General features: G+C 44.2%; 16 protein-coding genes and 1 tRNA gene. 6 read left to right on the forward strand and 11 right to left on the reverse strand.

Annotation, left to right across the window (positions count from 1 at the left end; genetic code table 11):
* Nucleotides 1-76: 76 nt before the first annotated feature.
* The 4 genes from AC59JT_RS09030 (at nt 77) to AC59JT_RS09045 (ending at nt 4,619) form a co-directional block, all read left to right on the forward strand.
* Nucleotides 77-1,921 (forward strand): outer membrane protein assembly factor BamB family protein, encoded by a 1,845-nt coding sequence (locus AC59JT_RS09030; RefSeq protein ID WP_497397948.1) that lies wholly within the window; start codon nt 77-79, stop codon nt 1,919-1,921.
* A gap of 95 nt (nt 1,922-2,016) precedes the next feature.
* On the forward strand, nt 2,017-2,466 hold the full coding sequence (locus tag AC59JT_RS09035; protein WP_497397950.1) for a hypothetical protein: 450 nt from the start codon (nt 2,017-2,019) through the stop codon (nt 2,464-2,466).
* A gap of 55 nt (nt 2,467-2,521) precedes the next feature.
* Nucleotides 2,522-3,394: a bestrophin family protein gene (locus AC59JT_RS09040; RefSeq protein ID WP_497397952.1), complete on the forward strand. Its 873-nt coding sequence runs from the start codon at nt 2,522-2,524 to the stop codon at nt 3,392-3,394.
* Between the two features lie 118 nt (nt 3,395-3,512).
* Nucleotides 3,513-4,619: an acyltransferase family protein gene (locus tag AC59JT_RS09045; RefSeq protein ID WP_497397954.1), complete on the forward strand. Its 1,107-nt coding sequence runs from the start codon at nt 3,513-3,515 to the stop codon at nt 4,617-4,619.
* 119 nt (nt 4,620-4,738) lie between these two features.
* Here AC59JT_RS09045 and AC59JT_RS09050 read toward each other — a convergent pair.
* The 9 genes from AC59JT_RS09050 to trxB all read right to left on the reverse strand — a co-directional run bounded on the left by AC59JT_RS09050 (nt 4,739) and on the right by trxB (nt 14,325).
* Nucleotides 4,739-4,818: transfer RNA gene (locus AC59JT_RS09050), tRNA-Leu, on the reverse strand.
* A gap of 28 nt (nt 4,819-4,846) precedes the next feature.
* Nucleotides 4,847-5,374: a Fe-S protein assembly co-chaperone HscB gene (gene hscB / locus AC59JT_RS09055; protein ID WP_497397956.1), complete on the reverse strand. Its 528-nt coding sequence runs from the start codon at nt 5,372-5,374 to the stop codon at nt 4,847-4,849.
* Nucleotides 5,375-5,512: 138 nt separating this feature from the next.
* Nucleotides 5,513-6,085, reverse strand: a complete 573-nt coding sequence (locus AC59JT_RS09060) for a DUF4199 domain-containing protein (protein WP_497397958.1) — start codon at nt 6,083-6,085, stop codon at nt 5,513-5,515.
* Nucleotides 6,086-6,103: 18 nt separating this feature from the next.
* Nucleotides 6,104-6,769, reverse strand: a complete 666-nt coding sequence (locus tag AC59JT_RS09065; RefSeq protein ID WP_497399353.1) for a hypothetical protein — start codon at nt 6,767-6,769, stop codon at nt 6,104-6,106.
* A 4-nt stretch (nt 6,770-6,773) separates the two neighbouring features.
* A complete protein-coding gene (locus AC59JT_RS09070) occupies nt 6,774-8,033 on the reverse strand; it encodes a dihydroorotase (protein ID WP_497397960.1) in 1,260 nt (419 codons plus the stop codon).
* Nucleotides 8,034-8,043: 10 nt separating this feature from the next.
* Nucleotides 8,044-10,119 carry a BatA domain-containing protein gene (locus tag AC59JT_RS09075; protein ID WP_497397962.1) on the reverse strand — a complete coding sequence of 692 codons (2,076 nt, stop codon included), beginning with the start codon at nt 10,117-10,119 and terminating at the stop codon, nt 8,044-8,046.
* A gap of 51 nt (nt 10,120-10,170) precedes the next feature.
* Entirely contained in the window at nt 10,171-10,914 is a 744-nt protein-coding gene (locus AC59JT_RS09080) for a hypothetical protein (protein ID WP_497397964.1), read from the reverse strand.
* Between the two features lies 1 nt (nt 10,915).
* Nucleotides 10,916-13,222: a family 20 glycosylhydrolase gene (locus tag AC59JT_RS09085; protein ID WP_497397966.1), complete on the reverse strand. Its 2,307-nt coding sequence runs from the start codon at nt 13,220-13,222 to the stop codon at nt 10,916-10,918.
* Nucleotides 13,223-13,368: 146 nt separating this feature from the next.
* Nucleotides 13,369-14,325, reverse strand: a complete 957-nt coding sequence (gene trxB, locus AC59JT_RS09090) for a thioredoxin-disulfide reductase (protein WP_497397968.1) — start codon at nt 14,323-14,325, stop codon at nt 13,369-13,371.
* A 296-nt stretch (nt 14,326-14,621) separates the two neighbouring features.
* Between trxB and AC59JT_RS09095 the strand changes: the two genes are divergently transcribed.
* Complete coding sequence (locus tag AC59JT_RS09095; protein WP_497397970.1) at nt 14,622-16,127, forward strand: glycoside hydrolase family 76 protein; 1,506 nt, start codon at nt 14,622-14,624, stop codon at nt 16,125-16,127.
* Between the two features lie 55 nt (nt 16,128-16,182).
* On the opposite strand, the gene AC59JT_RS09100 is transcribed toward AC59JT_RS09095, so the two are convergent.
* Nucleotides 16,183-16,830, reverse strand: coding sequence for a DUF2306 domain-containing protein (locus AC59JT_RS09100; RefSeq protein ID WP_497397972.1), 648 nt, complete (start codon nt 16,828-16,830; stop codon nt 16,183-16,185).
* Nucleotides 16,827-18,722, reverse strand: a complete 1,896-nt coding sequence (locus tag AC59JT_RS09105) for a YARHG domain-containing protein (protein ID WP_497397974.1) — start codon at nt 18,720-18,722, stop codon at nt 16,827-16,829. Before AC59JT_RS09105 ends, AC59JT_RS09100 begins: the two co-directional genes overlap by 4 nt.
* 91 nt (nt 18,723-18,813) lie before the next feature.
* Here AC59JT_RS09105 and AC59JT_RS09110 point away from each other — a divergent pair, with 91 nt between their 5' ends.
* Nucleotides 18,814-20,376: a M20/M25/M40 family metallo-hydrolase gene (locus AC59JT_RS09110; protein WP_497397976.1), complete on the forward strand. Its 1,563-nt coding sequence runs from the start codon at nt 18,814-18,816 to the stop codon at nt 20,374-20,376.
* Nucleotides 20,377-20,453 lie beyond the last annotated feature (77 nt).

Genomic DNA, 20,453 nt, shown 5'->3' on the forward strand with positions numbered 1-20,453 from the left:
TCGGCGCTTAACAATTCAATAAAATTGATGCAAGGTGTAAAAACCTTAATTTAGTCGGTAATACGATCATCGCCTTATGAAAAAAACGATTGGCTTAGTTATTTTGCTGTTGGCAATTTTTATTAACGCGCAAGCGCAAAACATAGCGTGGAAGTTTGCCCACGTGTCTGATATACACATCGGCAGCGGAACTTCTGAAGAGGACCTGCGCCGTACCATTGCCGACATTAATGCTAATCCCGAATTACAGTTTGTAATACTAACCGGCGACATCACGGAATTTGGTGCCGACCATGAGGAACGTACAGCCAAAGCCATGTTAGATAGCCTGAACAAGCCCTTGTATATAATCCCTGGCAATCATGATACCAACTGGTCGGAAAGTGGTGGTAATACCTTTAAAACTGTTTTTGGTGCCGAGACCTTCGCATTCAAAAAAAATGGTTTTTTGTTTTTAGGTACTAACTGTGGGCCCAATATGCGCATGAGCCCCGGGCAAGTACCACGCGAGAATTTGGTTTGGCTGGATTCGGTATTGGCTGCTACACCAACGGATATGCCCATCATATTTGCCAACCACTACCCTATTGATTCGGCTTTGAATAATTGGTACGAGGTTATTGATCGCCTTAAAACACACAACACCCAGCTAATTATTTGCGGGCACGGACATAATAATTCTTTTCATGATTTTGAGGGTATTCCAGGCGTTATGGGGCGTTCAAATCTGAGAGCCAAACAAGCTATCGGCGGATATAACATTGTCACTATCGATAGGGATTCTGTTTTCTATAACGAGCGTCGCCCCGGCGAGCAAACCTTGCCCACCTGGACAAAAACACGCCTCTACACGCATTCTTTTAACGATGCCGGCAAATATCGCCGACCTGCTTATGCGGTTAACGATCGCTTCAACAACGTTAAAACTGTTTGGAGCATACAGGATGACAGCGATGTTGGCGCGGGCACGGCCATAGCAGGCAATATGGTGATAACAAGCAACACGGCAGGCTGGATAAACGCTTACAACATCAAAACCGGTGCTAAGCTGTGGGGCACTAAAACCAACGGCAAAATTTACAGCACGCCTTGCGCTGAGGGTAAATACATACTGGTAGCAAGTACCGATAAAAACCTTTACTGCCTTAGCAAAACTGATGGCAAAGTATTGTGGAAAGCGGCTGCAGATAAACCCATCGTTGCCTCGCCCGTTGTAAATAAAAACCGGGTATTTTTTGGTGGATCTGATGGGCATTTCCGATGCTATGAACTCTCGACAGGTAAACAGTTATGGGATTTTGTCGGCGTAAAAGGCTTTGTGGTAACACGGCCTTTATTGCATGATGGTAAGGTTTATTTTGGTGGCTGGGGTAATAATTTTTATGCTTTAGATCAAGCCACCGGCACCTTGGTTTGGAATTGGAATGACGGCAACACCAATCGCATGTTTTCGCCGGCGGCTTGCGTGCCGGTTATCAGCAACAACCGTTTATTTATAGTGGCGCCTGATAATTACATGACCTGCTTAAATGCCTTAACCGGCGAGCTGATATGGCGTAAAAAAGATCCGGCCATCAAAGTGCGCGAATCCATGGGGATATCTGCTGATGGTAAACTGATCTACGCAAAAACAATGGGTGGCGACGTGGTGGGGTTTTCGGCAGAAGCTAACACTATGGATGTGCAATGGAAAAGCAGCCGCAATATGGGCTATGAAATATCACCGACAATGGTTTCTGAATATAAGGGTTTGGTATTTGGATGTAGTAATTCTGGAATGATATACGCTTTTAGCCGTAAAGACGGCTCACTGGTTTGGATGCACAAGGTATCAAACTCCTTGGTCAATCCGCTTAGCTTTTACAACAAACAATTAATAGCTACTACCATGGATGGAAAGATCGTTTGTTTGAAATACTAATCCTGTCGCTTTAAGCAAATATTAACATTACGTAAACAAATTAATTACCTGTAGCAGTAGGGTTTCAATGTGCGTATTCTTGAAAAACGTCACGTATGAATTTAAGATCTACTATCTACCTGCTTTCATTATCTTTTTTGTTTACATTATCTTTTTCTGCCTGTAAAAAAGATGTCATGTTCGGCTCTCCTTTAAAAGGACAACTGTTAGGCAGTTGGACATCTACACCACAAGATTCAAGATATCAACAAACTGTTTTTTTTGGCGCCGATGATTCGCTTACCATTCATAATCTTTATTTGAGCACGCCTAACAGCGCTAACACGCTTAAAGGTACTTACCATATTGAAGACAACAAACTAAGTGTTGTCGCTTATACAGTCACTTCCCAGGACGGAAACAAGGCACCGATAGTTGCCGCTATAAACTATAAAATATTTGACAAGGCAACGATCAAAATAGACGCCAACGTACTAACCATCGACTATATCAGCTATCCGCTGGACGGGCCGGTACCAACGCAACAAAAATTCATTAAAAACTGATCGCGACAGTAAAAAAAACTTGCGCAATAAACCGCTTTTACGACCTTTGTAGCCTATGATAGACTATAATCCCAAAAGCTGGTTTACGTTCATTTTCCGCGTACACAAAGCCGATACCTTTCGCAAACTTGCGCCGTTGATGCTGGGCATTGCGGCCTATTCGGCATTAATAGTATACTTGGAAACGTCGGTTTTTAAATTGGGAGAAAACAGCCATATACGCAACATAAACCTGGTACATGCTTTACTAACGTTCGTAATATCCACGCTGTTGGTGTTTCGTACCAACACGGCTTATGACAGGTGGTGGGAAGGCCGGCGCTTGTTGGGTTCGTTAACAAACACCAGTCGTAATTTAGCCATCAAATTAATGGCGATAACGTTGCCTGATACAGACCGCCAATTTTTTGCAGAAGCCATCCCAATGTATGCCGATGCGCTTCGCAACCACCTACGAGACGAACAATACCTGCCCCAAGAGAGTTCACAATTGACCGTAGATCATGAACAACATGTACCGAACCAGGTAGCCGCTGCAATGACTGCACAGATTTACCGTCTTCATCGCAACGGTGTAATTGCCCGCGAAGAGTTGTTATTGATCGGTGCCGATCTATCAGCCTTGACCGACATATGCGGAGGCTGCGAACGTATAAAAACTACGCCTATCCCCTTTTCATATAGCGTGTTTATCAAAAAATTCATATTCTTTTTTGTGATGACGCTGCCTTTTGGCTGGTCGTTTAGCCTGGGTTACCTGGTTGTGCCTTTGGTTGCCTTTGTATTATTTGTACTGGCCAGTTTAGAGCTGATTGCCGAAGAAATAGAAAACCCGTTTGGCTACGATGCCAATGATTTGCCCGTTGATAGAATATGCACCAATATCCGCAAACACGTTGGCGAGTTAATTGACAACCATAAAGTGTAATAGGCAGCAATACTTTGCCGGAATTATCATGTAAAAATGCCGAGACCTTGCCATAGCATTCGGTTTATATCCTATTTTGCGTTGATTTTAATTCCTGTTTGATATAATCAATGTATTAATGACTAACAATCAACTGGCCACTAAGCCACACTATCCTATTTTAGACGGCCTTCGCGGTGTAGCAGCGCTCATCGTGGTAACGTTTCACCTGGCAGAACCATTTTCGACCGGTAACATCGATAAATTTGTTAACCACGGCTATCTGGCGGTGGATTTTTTCTTCCTGCTGTCTGGTTTCGTGATGGGCTATGCTTATGACGATCGTTGGAACAAAATGAGTGTTGGCAGTTTTTTTAAACGCCGAATCATACGCCTTCAACCTATGGTGGTTTTGGGGATGACGCTGGGTGCTATCGGGTTTTACTTTACAGATTCTACCCTATGGCCACTTATACATACTGTACCGGTTTGGAAAATGTTGCTGGTGATGTTGGTGGGTTATACCATACTGCCGGTACCATTATCACTTGATATACGTGGTTGGGAAGAGATGCACCCGTTGAACAGCGTGGGCTGGTCGTTATTTTTTGAATACATTGCCAATATCCTTTACGCGGTATGGATCAGGAAGTTTTCTAAAACAGCATTAACCGTACTTGTGATCATTTCTGCCATCGCGCTAGCACACCTGGCCATAACCAATGGTGACGTTAGCGGTGGTTGGACGCTGAATGTGCCGCAAGTGCGTATTGGCCTAACGCGTGTTATGTTCCCCTTCTTTGGTGGTTTATTGCTTTCGCGGGTGGCCAAGCCGACACAAATTAAGCATGCCTTTTTATGGTGCAGCCTGCTGTTAGCTATAGTGCTGTATATGCCGCGTATAGGCGGTGCCGAACATCTTTGGATGAATGGCATTTACGACGCTGTTTGTATGATTATTGTTTTCCCGTTAATAGTATACATAGGCGCAAGTGGTTTGGTACAAACCCGGACAGAAAGCAAAGTTTGCAAATTTTTAGGCGATATATCCTACCCGCTTTACCTGGTACATTATGCCATCGTTTATTTTTACGTAGCCTGGATAAGCAATAACAAGGGCATGACGCTTACACAAGCCTGGCCTTATGCCTTAGCGATTTTTGTAGGCGCCATTGTTTTAGCTTACGCCGTGTTGAAGTTGTATGATGAGCCGGTTAGGAAGTGGTTGCGGCAAAAGTTGGGATAAATAAAACATCATAAACCAATAAAGCCTCGATACACATCGGGGCTTTGTTATTTATGTGCGGAAGAAGGGACTCGAACCCCTATAAACAACAAAGCCCCCCGATTTCTCGAGAGGCTTTGTACCCAGCGCCGGAGTCGAACCGGCACGGTTTCCCACAGGTGTTTGAGACCAGCGCGTCTACCAATTCCGCCAGCTGGGCATGCTTGTCTGAAAATGTCTTTCAACCCTCAGAAGCGGGATGCAAATGTATCTAAACTCTCTTTAATTCGCAACAGATATTTTTGCCTAAAGTAAATATTTGCAATTTCGTTGAGGCGACTTTCTTTGGCTGTATCGTTAATTTGTTCGTAATCGGCGGTCAACTGCGCCAGCTCTTCGTTTATATCCCCCTCTATTGCAAGCACTTCGTTGGTAATATTAGCCAGATCATCAGCGTCGTCAATTTCCATCAGGCGTTCGTTAATGTCCATCATCTCCATTAAAAAATCTGCAGGCAATTGCGGTTTTGCGCCATCAGATACCAAATTATGCAGGCGTAAAACATATTCCAGGCGCTTATTGGCGTCGGATAATGTTTGATAGGCCTTATTATTTAGCGTAGATAATTCGAGTATTTCCTGTTGTTTAGCCTCATCCTCGTTGGCATAAAAATCCGGGTGATATTGCTTGCTTAACTCGTAAAATTTCTTCTTCAACGCAGCAGCATCGGGAGCAAATGATTCGGGTATGGCGTAAAAATCGAAATAGTTGATCATGAAGCAAAAGTAGGAGTTTAGTAATTAAGGATAGCGACTAATATTAAGCGCAAAGTAAAATTAGATGATTGACATAGAAGCTAAACAACAAAGGGGCCGCTAATACGGCCCCTTTGCTATAATTGGTTTGAATATTTTCTATCCTTGAACAGTTGGATCTTCCGCTTCGTTAATGATATCATACGGCGATCTTTCTTTCTTAAATATCGCAGCACCTATAAGCCCTATAACAGTACCTACTACCGCGCTCCAAATAGCGGCGCCAAATGCCATGGTAACCACGCCCCATGAACTATGATAAAATGACATGGCCTTATCCATCTGCGATTGTGGCGCATTTCCCTTTTCCATTTCTGCCGATATAAATTCCAAAAGTTTATCGTACTGATCCGGACTTAAAAATTTATAGTACAAAAAAGTAAATACAGCCACCAAAAGCCCTGCAAAAACCGAATATCTGAAAGCAGTAGAAAAGCCCTGGCCAAAAGTCATATATCCGCCTAGTTCGTCTCTAAACTCCTTTTGCGCTAAAAACAGGAAGCCAAAATAGGGTAATAACGTAATATATTTAAGCGATGACGCCGGGTCGGCATCTAAAAACTCTAACGCGTAAGTTACAACTATAGCTGCCGCGGTATAGATCAGCGCCCATTTGGTAGCTACTTTTGTAGCATTTGGCTTAGGGGCCCTTGCCGTTAAATTCTCTTCCATTGTTAATTGATTTAAAGGTTATATAAACGATTGCAGTATGGCCAACACAGCCATATCGTATTCCTTGTTTACGGCCTTATCGGCTATCATGTTCTTTTCATCATCCGTTACATCCGGGTTTTGGAAGAAACACATCATTGGATAAAACAGATCCTTCAGTTCAGAATCTTCCGGTAAGCTCGCAGCTACTTTGGCTATCTCATCTACGGGGCTTTCCATTAATATCTGGTTGGCAATTACCGGTTCGTAAATACGGTATTCGTCCTGGAACTCGTCCTCATCAACCAGCAAAAACTCTTTTAAATAATCGTCCAGTTCGGGCTCAATGTCCTCGTCCTCGCACTCGTTAAGATATAGCAGCAGGTTAAGCAGTTCGGTACCTCTGTCCAGCGTATCTTCTTCAATTTGCTCCCACTCGGGGCTATCAAGGTAATCTTCTTCCAGCTTTTTTACATCGGCGCTAAAAAAATTGATCATCAGCATATCAAACAAGGTTTCGCGCAGCACCTCCATACGTGGGTTATTGTCGAAAACTTCATCTAGAGCGTCGGCTTTCTTCAGGAAGGGAGCATCAAGTGCAAATACCTTTTCAAAATCGGGCAGCAACTTGTTGGCGCTAAAATCGCTATAGGTCGAAAATGCCTGCAAGGCAGCCTTAAGCGCGGCTTGGATTTTTGGATCGATCATTTTAGTTATTCGATTTAAATACTTGTTTATTGTTACAGGTTAACAACACTTTACCTTTTAAGGTTTGGCCTATAAACGGCGAGTTGTTTGATGCTGAATAGTTATTATCGTTAGTGTAGGCCCAATCCGCGTTCGCGTCAAGCACCACTAAATTAGCCTGCTCGCCAGCTTTTATCGCCGCCGCGTCAACATTTAAAATAGCGCGCGGATTAACAGCCAGCTTCTGCACGATCAGTTCAATAGCTAAACCGGCCTGAACCGCCAGTGAGAATGCCGTTTGCAAACCTATCATACCAAATTCCGCCACTTCAAACTCCACCGCTTTAAACTCTATCTCGTGCGGGGTATGTTGCGATACAATGGCATCAATGGTACCATCATTTAAACCCGCTATAAGCGCGTCAACATCCGCCTGTATACGCAAAGGTGGTTTTACTTTATAAAGGCTGTCAAAGCCCAGTAAAGCTTCATCGGTCAACACCAAATGGTGCGCTGCCACATCGCAGCTTACCTGTAATCCTTTTTTCTTCGCTTCGCGGATCAACTCCACCGAACGCGCGGTTGACACCGTGCTGAAGTGAATTTTTGAACCGGTATATTCGGCCAGGTACAGGTCGCGGGCTATCATCAGTTCCTCGGCCAGGGCCGGGATGCCTTTCATACCTAAATAAGTACTTACTTCACCCTCATTAACTTTAGCCTTTCCAGCAATGGCAGTGTCTTCAGGATAAGAAAACACCAGGGCTTCAAAGTTTTTACTGTACAGCATCGCTCGTTCCATCAAACCGGCATCCTGTACAGGTTTAGTACCGTCGGTAAAAGCTTTAGCGCCGCTTAAGTACATGTCATACATTTCGGCAAGATCCTTGCCCTCGCGTTTGTAAGAGATGGTTCCTAAAGGATAAATGCTAACCAGGTTTCCTTGTGCGCGGTTGCGCAGGTATTCTACTTCGGTTTTAGAATGTACCGGCGGTTGGGTGTTAGGCATTAGTGCTAAGCCGGTAAAACCACCCGCGGCGGCAGCTTGGGTACCGGTTGCTAAAGTTTCTTTAGTTTCCAAACCAAGTTCGCCAATGTTGCAATTCAGGTCGAAAAAGCCGGGAGATACGTGTTTACCTTGCGCGTCAAACACTTCAACATCGGCATTAATGCTTGATGCTATCTCGGCAATTACACCGTCTTTAATTAAAATATCAGCAATTTGTTGGTTAAATGTAGAGTTGGGATCAACGATGGTAGCGTGTTTAATGAGTAAATTCATTAGCGTTGCTTTATGTGTGGATTGGTTTTGATCCGTCGGTTTGCAGTAGCACCGTGTTATCGGCTTTAAAGAAGCGTATCAGCAGTATTTCGGCAGCCAGACAAATCAATGCCAAAATTATACAAAGTTTCCATAATTGCACACCGAAATTTGTTTCATTCACCACATCTTTTAACGAAACTTTGGTAGTTTGTATAACACTGCTTGCGCCGGGTACTATTTTTTCCATATCGGCAGCTGTGTAATAGCTCATGTCCGATTCGCTGCGGTTATCATTAAAAGCCATAACCGCTACGGTGCTATCCTGTTTTTTAAGATCGTACAAGCCGGTTTCCTGCAATTGGTCTGATACGTATAACAGCGTGCTTCCTTCCTGTTGCCTTACATCAGGTATGATGCTTTGATTGCCTTTTGCCAGTTTTAACAATTGTTTTTCGGATGTTTGAACCGGGGCTGTCTCAATCACATCATCATGCCCAATGGTATAAAACAAAGGCTGGTCATATCCGCTTAACAAAGCCACCCTGAACATGATAGGCACAAACAAGGCATGGCGTGGGAAATTACTATTTTCCTCAACCAATGGGACCGCCGATAAATATACCCTACCCTTGCCAGTATTATAAACCGATAAAAAGCTTTTACCGTTTTGCAGAGCCATTAGGTTTTCGCTACGGCTACCTGAATTTGCGCTTAACTGGAAATATTTTTTTACTACCGGCAGATCAGGATTTTGCGGGAAGCTTTCGAAAATGCTTTTAAATACAGCGTTCTGCAGGTTTAGTGCCGATACTTTGGTATTCTCTTCAACTATCTTTTCCGGATAAGCCGCGCCTAGTCCTTGCAGAAATGAACGGTAACTTTGCAGATCGCCGTCCGTTGCAGGGAATACTACCAGGTTGCCGCCTTTAGTGACGTATACTTTTAATTGTTGAGCCAATCCCGGCGAGATAGCTTTAACATCGCTTACAACAATAAGCGGATAGGTGGATAAGGATGCGTAATCAACATTACCATCGGGCACCCTATTGGCCGCAAAAAACTGATCAGCACCAAAAACAGCTTTCAGGAAACTGTTAGGTATCCCGCCATCAATTAACAGCACCGGCATTTGCTGTTTTACATTAAAACTGAAGTAAAACTTATTATCAAAAGTTACCGGGTTATCCTGCAGCGTTATTTCGCCATTCTGCCAGCCGGGTGTCTGGCCCGAGAAAGTCAGCGTATCCGTTTGTGTGCCGTTGGCATCAATAGTAAAGCCGCCTAAAGCTTTTTGCTCACCATTAACCGATAGTTTTAAAGGTATTTTGGTTGATGCCTGGCTGGAATAGTTGTGCAGTTTAACAACCAGTTTCTCCGGTTCGCCGGGGCGATGGATAGCACTTAGCAACCATACAGAATCAACCGCCACATTGGCCGGTGTATTTGTTTTTAGTTGGATAAGATTAACGTTGATACCCGTATCCGTTTTTATTGGGTTGCCCTGGGCGATGTTTTTTTGAAAATCAGAAACTATATATATCGACCTGTCAGTCCCCGGTTGCATACTCAACAGGTTTTCCTGCCGACTGATAACCTGCGCCAGACTACGGCTGCGCGGACTGATCTTCACGGCATCCACCGCGTCATTAAATTCTTCCTTACTCAACAAACGCTGGTGCTTACCCTCAAAATCCTGCGTAAGCAACTGAAAGCGATCGTTCATGCTATATGCCGAGGCTATTTCTTTAGCCCGTTGCTTAGCTTCATCTAATAAAGCCCCCTCGCGGTTAAGGGTCTGCATTGAGTAAGAATTATCTACAAATACACTCACTGTCCGCTGCGCGCCCAAATTAGCCGTGTTTTGACCAGGTATATAAGGCCGTGCAAAGGCCAGCACCAAAAACAAAAGTGCCAGCAAGCGCGCCAACAATATCAAACGCTCCTTTAAATTGCGGCGCGACGACTGCTGTTCCTGTATATCTTTTAAAAACTGTACGTTGCTGAAATATACCTTTTGGTATCTGCGAAAATTAAATAAGTGAACCAATACCGGGATGGCCAGTGTTGCTAATGCAAATAAAAAGGCGGGATATAAAAATTGCATTCCGGTTTTGTGTTGTTATTTGTTCTGGCTCATTATTGTTGTGGCGGGATGCTATCCGCGCCTGCGTTTCTTTTTGGTACTGGTAGTTTTTTTCTTTTTGCTTGATGTTGATTTTTTAGCTTTTGGCTTTTCCGACGTTTCTTTTTTAACAACCGGTGCCGGTTCAGCTTTATCCATCTGGGTAGAATCTTTTTCCAGCGTGGTTATCGAAAAATTGTTATCCTGCAAACCATATTCAAAACGATACTTACCGCCCGTTAATTTACCGGTTTTATCGTTAGATGTATACGACGGAAACTCGCGGATCAGCTTACCTTCTTTAATATAGAAATTATCATTACCACGATAGTTTTTCTTTGAAGATGCCAGTTTCGGGAAATCCAATTCGCGTGCTTTGTTATCATTAAACTCATAAGCATAAATATGTGTAAAGTTTATGCTGTCGGTACCTTTAGCTTGTATAATAAGTTCGGGATTGCCGTCAAGATCCATATCCGAGTTATACACATCGGATATCGCGCCGTCCAGGTCGCCGGTTGTTGTAGTGTATTTCTTTCCTGTCGAATCAGAATGTAATATCAGATAAGAGCTTTCATTACCTGCGCCCCTTCCCCAACTTACCACGTCATAGTATTGGCCCGGTGATACCTCCATTAATTTATGAAATTTGAACGGAGCCATTAAGGTCTCTCCTTTTGGAGTTTGCGCGGCTTTAACGGCGGGCTTATCATTACCTCCGCATCCGTAAACTAATGCACAAGCAGCTAAAGCAAAAAAATAGAACCTGGTTTTCATGTTAGTTAAATAATATATCCGGTGATAATTCGCCCATTGGCCTGCCCGGGATAGTCATGTACACGCGCAAACTGCCCGTAATACCTGTGTTAAAATATTTTAAAGTAAAGCGGTGAAATCCTCTTTGCAAAGCAACAGAACCGTTTTTGCCAACCAAAGGATGCTTACCATCATTATCAACCACCGGCTGATCATCTATCAATAAAACCGAACCGTCATCCGAAGTGGTCGAAAAGCCATAAACACCATCCGTATCAATACGAATATACCCCGTGTAAATAATACCAAACGAAGGCAGCTTTTTAAATGGTGTTACATTGAAACTTTTAATGATCAATGAATCGGCTCCTAACGATGAAAGTTTAAAATCATTAACCGAAGTATATTCGCCCGGGAATAATTGGTAACGCAAGCCCGGGTTATTAACCGTATAATCTACAGCCGGTAGCATCGACTTATTGTACACCACAGTTTTGGTAACCACACTACGCTTGCCGGTTGGAGTTACTACGATGGTTTGCAACTCGCGGTATTGATCAGGCGGTATGGTGTATATTTTAGGATATTCGTATACTATATCTGTTTCGCGCGGCGTATAACCATCCATGGTGTAATATATCTTGGCACCTTTTACTGGTGGTTTCAGATCAACTTTTATTTCGTTAGCAAAGTAAACCGTGTCTTTAGCCCCGATAGCCTGCGGCACGCGGAAGAAACGATTCGTTTTTTCTATCCATGCAAGGTGTGCCGGCATGCGGGTTTCAGCAAAGTCCTGGTAGTTTTTGTTGGCTAAGGGAGTCCATGCAATTTCGGCAACCGCCATTAATCGCGGCAGCAACATATACTCCACTTTGTTTTCGGTTGCTATATACTCGCACCATAAATTGGCCTGTACGCCTTTGATGAATTTCTTTTGGGCTTCCGGCAATTCTTCAGGAACCGGATCATATCGGTATATTTTTTGCGGAGTTGAGTTTCCACCGATAGTAAGCGGCTCGGTTGTTAATTTGCCTTGCGCGTGGTCAAGGTACAAACCCTGGTTGCCTGGCGTCATAATTACATCGTGGTTTTGTTTTGCTGCCGCGATGCCACCTTCCTCACCTCTCCAACTCATTACTGTTGCATTCGGCGCTAAACCACCTTCCAATATCTCATCCCAACCTATAATACTGCGACCTTTGGCGTTTACAAATTTCTCGATACGCTGTATAAAATAGCTTTGCAAACCATGCTCATCCTTCAGTTTCAGCTTCTTGATCAGTTGCTGGCAGAAAGGAGATTTTTTCCAAACTTCTTTCGGTGCCTCATCCCCACCTATGTGGATATATTTGCTCGGGAATAGTGCGATAACTTCAGTCAACACGTTTTCCAGGAAGGTGAAGGTTTCCTCTCTCGGGCAAAAAATATTTTCAAACACGCCCCAGGTGCCCTGCACTTTGTAACCGCTTCCAGGTTCGCAGCCTAGTTCCGGGTACGCAGCCAGCGCAGCCATGGCATGACCCGGCATTTCAATTTCGGGCACTACAGTTACATAGCGGTCGGCGGCGTATTTAATAACGTCTTTGATCTCCTCCTGGGTGTAAAATCCACCTACCGGGGTGTCATCATATTGCTGTGGTTTGCGGTCGTGATAATTACCCAGAACGGTGGCATCTCGCTTTGAGCCAATCTCGGTAAGCTTTGGATATTTTTTGATCTCTATCCGCCAGCCCTGGTCATCTGTTAAGTGCCAGTGGAAGGTATTCAGTTTATAATGTGCTATCAGGTCGATATATTTCTTTACAAATTGCACCGAAAAGAAATGACGGCAAACATCCAGCATTAAACCACGGTAACCAAAACGCGGGTAATCCTCGATCTCCGCACAAGGCAATTTCACCGAACCGGCCCGCTCCAAAGGCATCATTTGAATTAATGACTGCACCCCATAAAACACACCAGAGCCTTTGGCGGCTATTGTAATTTTACCAGGCGTAATAGTCAGGCGATAACCTTCGGCAGGTAAACCTTCGCTGCCGGCACCAGTAATTACAATGCTGCTGGCCAGGCTTTGCCCGGTGTTTTGCTTTAGCGCCACTTTAAGCATGGCGGTGTTTTGCAGGTAATCGTTTAAAAAGGCTACGGCTTTGTTATTCAGGGTATCGGCTAAAAGCACAGTTTCCTGGCTTAACACAAAGGTGCCTGCCGATTTTTTAACCGATACCGGCGCCGGGATAATTCCCAGATTGGGGTCTGCATCCTGGGCTTTGGTGGTGGTAACAGAAAAAGTAAAAGAAGCTATTAATATCAGGATGGCCTTTTTGTACATAGATCTCGCTCGGTATAGACTAAATCGGTTTTAAAGATTGTGAAGTTAAAAGAATAATGAAAAAATAACGCATCGCCACTGTAAAAATTATGGCACAAAAAAGGCCGCCCGGTAAGGCAGCCTATATTTTGTAAGCTTAAGTTATGTTATGCAGTTACCACATGTTCTTTGGCAGCAAGGTAACGCTCGGCATCAATGGCGGCCATACAGCCTGTGCCGGCAGCGGTAATTGCCTGGCGGTAAATATGATCCTGCGCATCGCCGCAGCAAAATACGCCTTCCACATTGGTTTGGGTTGAACCCGGTTTGGTAATGATATAACCGGTTTCGTCCATAGTTAACCAATCTGCAAATATTTTGGTGTTAGGCTCATGACCAATAGCCACAAAGAAACCGGTTACGTCAAGCACGCGCTCTTCGTTGGTGGTTCTGTTTACAACTTTTACGGCGTTAACGCTTTGGCCATCGCCTAAAATTTCTTTGGTTTCGGTTTCGTAAAGCACTTCAATATTATGGGTGTTAAGCACGCGGTGTACCATGGCTTTTGAGGCACGGAACTCATCGCGGCGAACGATCATGTAAACCTTACGGCAAAGTTTAGCCAGGTAAGTGGCTTCTTCAGCCGCGGTGTCACCGGCTCCTACTATGGCAACGTCTTGACCTTTAAAGAAAAAGCCATCGCATACCGCGCAGGCAGATACGCCGAAACCGCTATATTTTTGCTCGCTCTCTAAACCTAACCATTTTGCTGATGCGCCGGTTGAGATGATCACCGTGTCGGCCAGGATGGTTTTGGTTTCGTCAACCACTACCTTGTGAGGCAGGCTTGAAAAATCAACAGAACTTACGTAACCGAAACGGATATCGGTGCCCAAACGCTCGGCCTGGTGACGAAAATCTTCCATCATCTCAGGGCCCATTACGCCTTTCGGGTAACCGGGGAAATTCTCAACGTCGGTGGTTTGGGTAAGCTGGCCGCCGGCTAACATACCGGTGTACAATACGGGTTTCAAATCAGCGCGTGAGGCATATATGGCAGCGGTGTAACCCGCAGGACCTGACCCAATGATCAGGCATTTTACATGTTCGGTAATTTCAGACATTTTGTTAAAAAGTGAAGAGCAAAAGTAACATTAATTGCGCTGTCAGGCAATAGGCATTGGTCACCATATTGCCATTACATAGCCATACCAATGTAAGCGCGCGGTGGCGCAAGTGTAGCGGCGTATGCGTAGCACGCTACACCGCTACACCCTATGTAGCATGCGCTACACCTCATCATCCCGGGAACGTTTCCGTAAATAGGCTTGTAACAAGTTCAAAACATTTGGTTAAGTGTTGATCATTTTAGGGATTATTGTTGCTGCTAAAAGAATAACCAATTTACTCAACACTTAACATGAAGACACTTTACCTGCGTGGCGCTGCCCTGCTGTTTTGCTTAGGCAATACCGTTGTGGCCCTGGCCCAAACATCCGGCATCACATCCGGCGCTATTTACACTTTAACTTCAAAGGCTAACAATAAACAGCTGGATATAAGCAATGCTTCGATAGCTAACGGAGCAACAGCTAATACCTGGACAGATACACATAGCGACGCCCAACGCTGGATAGTTAAACTTGCCGGTAAAAACCTGTATACGCTTACCAATGTTGGCAGCGGCAAACTGTTACACGTTGGCGATACGCCAGCTGATTCGGCCAAAGTTGATCAAAACGACGATACAAACGGCAATGATGTAAAATGGACCATCAAAAAAGTATCAGCCGGCGTTTACACGCTGCAACCTGCTGCCGACGCGGCTTATGCATTAAACCTGCATGCGGGCGGCACTGCCAATGGCACCAAAGTTAATTTAGCTAAAGCCGGAAAAGTGCCTGCACAGCAATGGTTGTTTAAAAAGGTGGATGCGCAGCAATCGCCCCTTACCCTACCCGTAGCTAACAAAGCGTTTGACGACTGGTATAATACTTTTAAACTGGAAGAGCGAAAAGGTTTTTGGGACCAGGCCGAGATGATGGAAGTTGTATTGGATGCTTATGAGGTTACCAAGGACCCTAAATACAAAACTAAATTTGATGCCTTGTACACCAACTTTATTGCAAAAAACAAAGAAGACTGGATGTACAATAAATACAACGATGATATTAGCTGGGCAGTGTTGTTCTGTGTAAGAGGCTATAATATGTTCGGAAATAAAGCTTATTTGGAGAAAGCTAAAGACCAATACGACAAGATGTTTGCCCGTGCCTTTACCAATAGCTATGGCGGCGGCTTGATCTGGTATGAAACCAAAACATCAAAAAACGCCTGTATTGAAGGCCCGGCTATGGTAGCGGCCTGCTATTTGGCGCAAGCAACCGGCGATAAAACTTATTATGATAAAGCCATCGCGCTGTATAGCTGGTCTAAAATTTACCTGTTTAACCCGGCTACCGGCAAGGTGAATGATAATATCGACCTCAACAAAACTACCGGCAAACTGCGTGGCAGCGATTGGAGTTCCACCTATAACCAGGGAACTTACCTTGGTGCAGCGGTGATGCTGTATAATTACACCAAAGAGTATACTTATTTAGAGGAAGCCGAGCGCATTGCCAAATACGCGCGCGATGTAATGTATAAAGGCGGCGTGATGAACAACGAAGAAGGCGGCAACGACCTGCCCGGCTTTAAAGGTATTTTTGCCCGCTACGCGCGTATGTATACCCTCGAAACTAAAAAAACCGACTTGGTAGACTGGTTGCAACTAAACGCTAAAGTGGCCTATAATAACCGCAACGAGCAAGGCATTATCCAAACCAATTGGGGCACACGCACCGGCGAAACCAAGCCACGCGGCGCGTTTGGAGCTTCAACAGCGGTATCATTGTTCTTCAACACTTATGGGATGACGAAATAGTGATCTACCATGATATAAAACAAAAAAAGCCGCTTGTGATAGCGGCTCTTTTTGTTTATGCTTTTGCTGTCGCGAAGCCATCGGGTAGCCCGTCGTCATTATAATTAAGCCATTCTACAAATAGCAGGTTGGGTACCCAGCTTAAAAATGCGATGATGACATAGTTGTTTTCGAAATTGATGCCCGAACCCAATACCGAAAACAGGAAGATATACAGGCGCAACGTTACCGCCGCAAATGCCAGCGCGTAGCTTCTGCGCATCATTTTAACATGGCTGTTTACCCTTCCATTTTTGATGTGTACAAACGCCATCACGGTAAACAATACCCACAAGGTGTTTTGAATAAAGAACGAGGTGGTTACCCACGTCCCCCGGCCAATAAAGCACGTCATGATGTAAGCACCGGGTGCGGCAAAAAACAATACGCCCCATACATACAGGTTCCCGAGCAATTTGTGGAGCGGCCTGTTTTGGTAAACCTTTTTAATGAACTGGAAAAAGCCGGCCAACAAAATAATGCTGCTGCCAATAATGTGTAAGTAAAAGCCGGGCAAATACCAGCCGGTTTTAATGGCCTGTTGTTTCAGATCCAGAAAAGCGCCGTGGTCTTTAAAATCATAGTATTGCAAAAAGGTAGCGATACTTAATATCGCTACCCAAAAAAATGCAAAATACCATAGCCAGCGCCCTATATGCTTCATTTAGCAGCTAACGCGACAGCTTTGCCGGCGTTAAGTTTTTTGTTAATAAAATCAATATTATACTTGTCTATCACCGTTAATGAGTCGTCAACATTGGCGTTGTACTTTCGCTTGCCATCTTTGTCATAATCGTAAAATTCCGACTCCTCAAATACAGCTTCCCAACGCTTGTCTTTAAACTTATAGCCGTAACTGGCATAAATTTCGTTTTTCATCATACGTAGCATTCCAGGCGTTACCTTGCTTACTACACGCTCCCCGCCTTGATTTTTAAGGATATAGCACCCGTTTAGATGATCGTCCGTCATTTGCACATATTTGGTAAAGCCAAATATCCGCCTGTTGTTCAATTCAACCAGGCTATTATTTTTAATAACCATATACTGATAGTAAGGCCCACCGGTAATCATTGTTGTATTATCATATAACAAGCTATTTAATCTGCTACCTATTTTAAATTCAAACAGTGAATCATTTACCATCCTAACACCATTTATATCACAAATGCCTTCCAACCGTACCGAGCCCTCGAAGCTATGATCAGGCCAAAATGATGACTGGAACACCCTGTTCTTTTTTTTATCTACGATAACAACTTTGGTATTATCATAAAACTCCGAACGGCCATCAACAAAATAATCTCTGATTGCATAAAAACTGACCGTAAACCAATTCTTATCCTCCGCGCTTCCCACTTCCTTTTTCTCCATATCTTTTACGGTATACGAACGAGGATGCCCGCTGACATAGCCAACATTCTTCCGCAGAGGGTTATCCAGTTGCTTTATGGCTGTTACCAAGCCCAGGTCTACTAAATAAGACGGAGCCATATACACACTTTCGTGCTGCTCGCGCGAATTACATTCTATCAAACTGCTTTTGGTATTCCCTACGATATTAAACGCTTCAGAACGCTTTAACGTCGGGATAACGTCGGCTAGTTTTACATCGGTTGCGTTGGCGGTAGTGTAATCTTTCTTTAGCCACAAAAAGTCGCTTCCTTTGGTTAGTAAGGCAAGGTTCTCTTCATGATCAACCGGGTAAATATGGTCATACTCCACTGGTATAACTACTTTTCCTGTTAAATCATAAAAGCCCCTTTTCGAATCTTTTTCAACCTCTATCAATCCGTCAAATGTGGCGCCCAGGTTATGTATCAGTGCATACTCAACCGGTATCACCAGTTTTGTATCAGGACCTACCAAACCCATTTTACATTTCTTTACCGAGTCTGCCCCATAATTATACATATCCCAATCACCGTTTACCACATAAAAATAGGTTTGATTGTTTACGTGCGAGAACCACACCACCGTATCGTACGACGCCTTGAGGCGGTCGGCAGTTTTAAATGCGGCTAAAGTTATTGGCTGATAGATGTCAGAATCCTTTAATGTTTTTGATACAATAAAGTTTTCGTAGCCGGTGTAGGTATCTATAAAGTGGTCGATATCTATTCTTTTTATTTTGTACTTGCCCGGCGCTTCCTGATATAGGTTAAGTAAAACAGAGGTTTCTTTGGTTTGAAACGGATCGTGCTCAAGATTTACCGGCACCTTAACAATCAGGCCACCCGTGCCGCTGTTGCTTATTTCAGCTATATCAACCAATAAGGCAATTTTAATTATAGGGGGCTTGCCATCTACTACGCCTTCTTTACCGCATAGCACGTCCACAAACTTTTTTATATAACTATTTTGCTGCTCATTATCAAAGCAAGCCAATACAGAATCTGTTCTGCCGGCTATAACATAGCCATTAAGTTGCGTCAAAAAAACCGCGATATCGTCGTTTGGCGCTGTCCCGGAATTTCGTCCTTTAACGTAAAAAAATATACCGGCAATCAATACAACAACTATTGATGCGATAAGGATAATAGGTTTGGTTTTCATACTATCAAATATATATTTTGTTTGGATATCCAATCCACTTCGCCCTAAAATAAAATTGGCATAGGTTAAGCTAATTTGTTAATTTGGGAGTATGAAATTAACTGAACTTACTATTGCATTAAATGGCCGCCGTAAAGCTACTACCTTTGCCGCGGCCCTGTTGCTATTAAGCAGCAGCACCTTTGCCCAAACGCCCAATAAAGCTGTTATTGACGGTATTATGGCCGAGGGTATGAACAACTCGCAACTGGAGCAACTGGCCCATGAGCTTTTAGATGGTATTGGCCCGCGTTTAGTGGGAAGCCCGCAAATGAAAAAAGCTAACGATTGGGCCGTTGAAAAATACAAAAGCTGGGGCGTTACTGCCCGTAACGAACAATGGGGCGAATGGCGCGGCTGGGAACGTGGCGTATCGCACATTGATATGATATCGCCCCGCGTAAAATCATTAGAAGGTACGCAGCTGGCCTGGAGCCCGGGCATGGGTAAAAAAACAGCTGTTGCGCAAACCGTTGTATTGCCTGATCTGGCGGATTCTATCGCTTTTAAAAACTGGCTGCCTACTGTTAAAGGTAAATTTGTACTGATATCTGTTTGCCAGCCAACCGGCAGGGATGATGCCAACTGGAAAGAGTTTGCTTTACCTGAGACCTTTGAGAAAATGAAAGCCGCCCGTACCGCCGCTACCGCTGCCTGGGCCAATCGTATTAAAAAAACAGGTTTAACTGCACGTACCCTTCCGGTAGCTTTAGAGAATGCGGGCGCTTTGGGTATTTTCACCAATAACTGGTCGGCTGGTTTTGGGGTTGATAAAATATTCAGCGCTTATACTAAAAAGGTGCCTACGGTTGATATTGCTTTGGAAGATTATACTTTGTTGTACCGCCTGACCGAATCGGGCAACGCCCCTACCATCAGCTTGCATACCGAATCAAAAGAACTAGGCAAAGTGCCAACCTACAACACCATTGCCGAAATTAAAGGCAGCGAAAAACCTAACGAATACGTGATGCTATCGGCACACTTTGATTCGTGGGATGGCGGCACCGGCGCTACTGATAACGGCACGGGAACGCTTACCATGATGGAAGCTTTGCGCCTGCTGAAGAAATTCTACCCTAACCCAAAACGCACGATATTGGTTGGCCATTGGGGCAGCGAAGAACAAGGATTAAACGGTTCGCGCGCTTTTGTGGAAGATCATCCTGAAATAGTTAAAAATCTGCAGGCATTGTTTAACCAGGATAACGGCACAGGCCGTGTTACCAGCCTGGCGGGACAAGGCTTTGTAGAACCGAAAGACTATTTAACCCGTTGGATAGCGGCGGTGCCCGATACCATAAAAAATCGTATTAAATTATCATTCCCTGGTCAGCCGGGTGGCGGCGGATCGGACTTTGCATCATTTGTTGCTGCGGGTGCTCCGGGCTTTTCATTAAGTTCGTTAAACTGGGCTTACGGCACTTACACCTGGCATACTAACCGCGATACTTATGATAAGATAGTATTTGACGAGGTCCGCAATAATGCCATACTGGCCGCTATTATGGTTTACATGGCCTGCGAAGACCCGGCTAAAACTGTGAATACTAAAACTGAGGGTTTGAAATGGCCTGCACAAACGAAGGCTACGCGGAAGGGAATGTTGGAATAAAAGTTATACGTTTTACGATTACTTGTAAGCGTTGGTGTTAAAAAGAAAACGGGTGTTAGTCAAAAACTAGCACCCGT

The organism is Mucilaginibacter sp. A3364, from assembly GCF_059690715.1.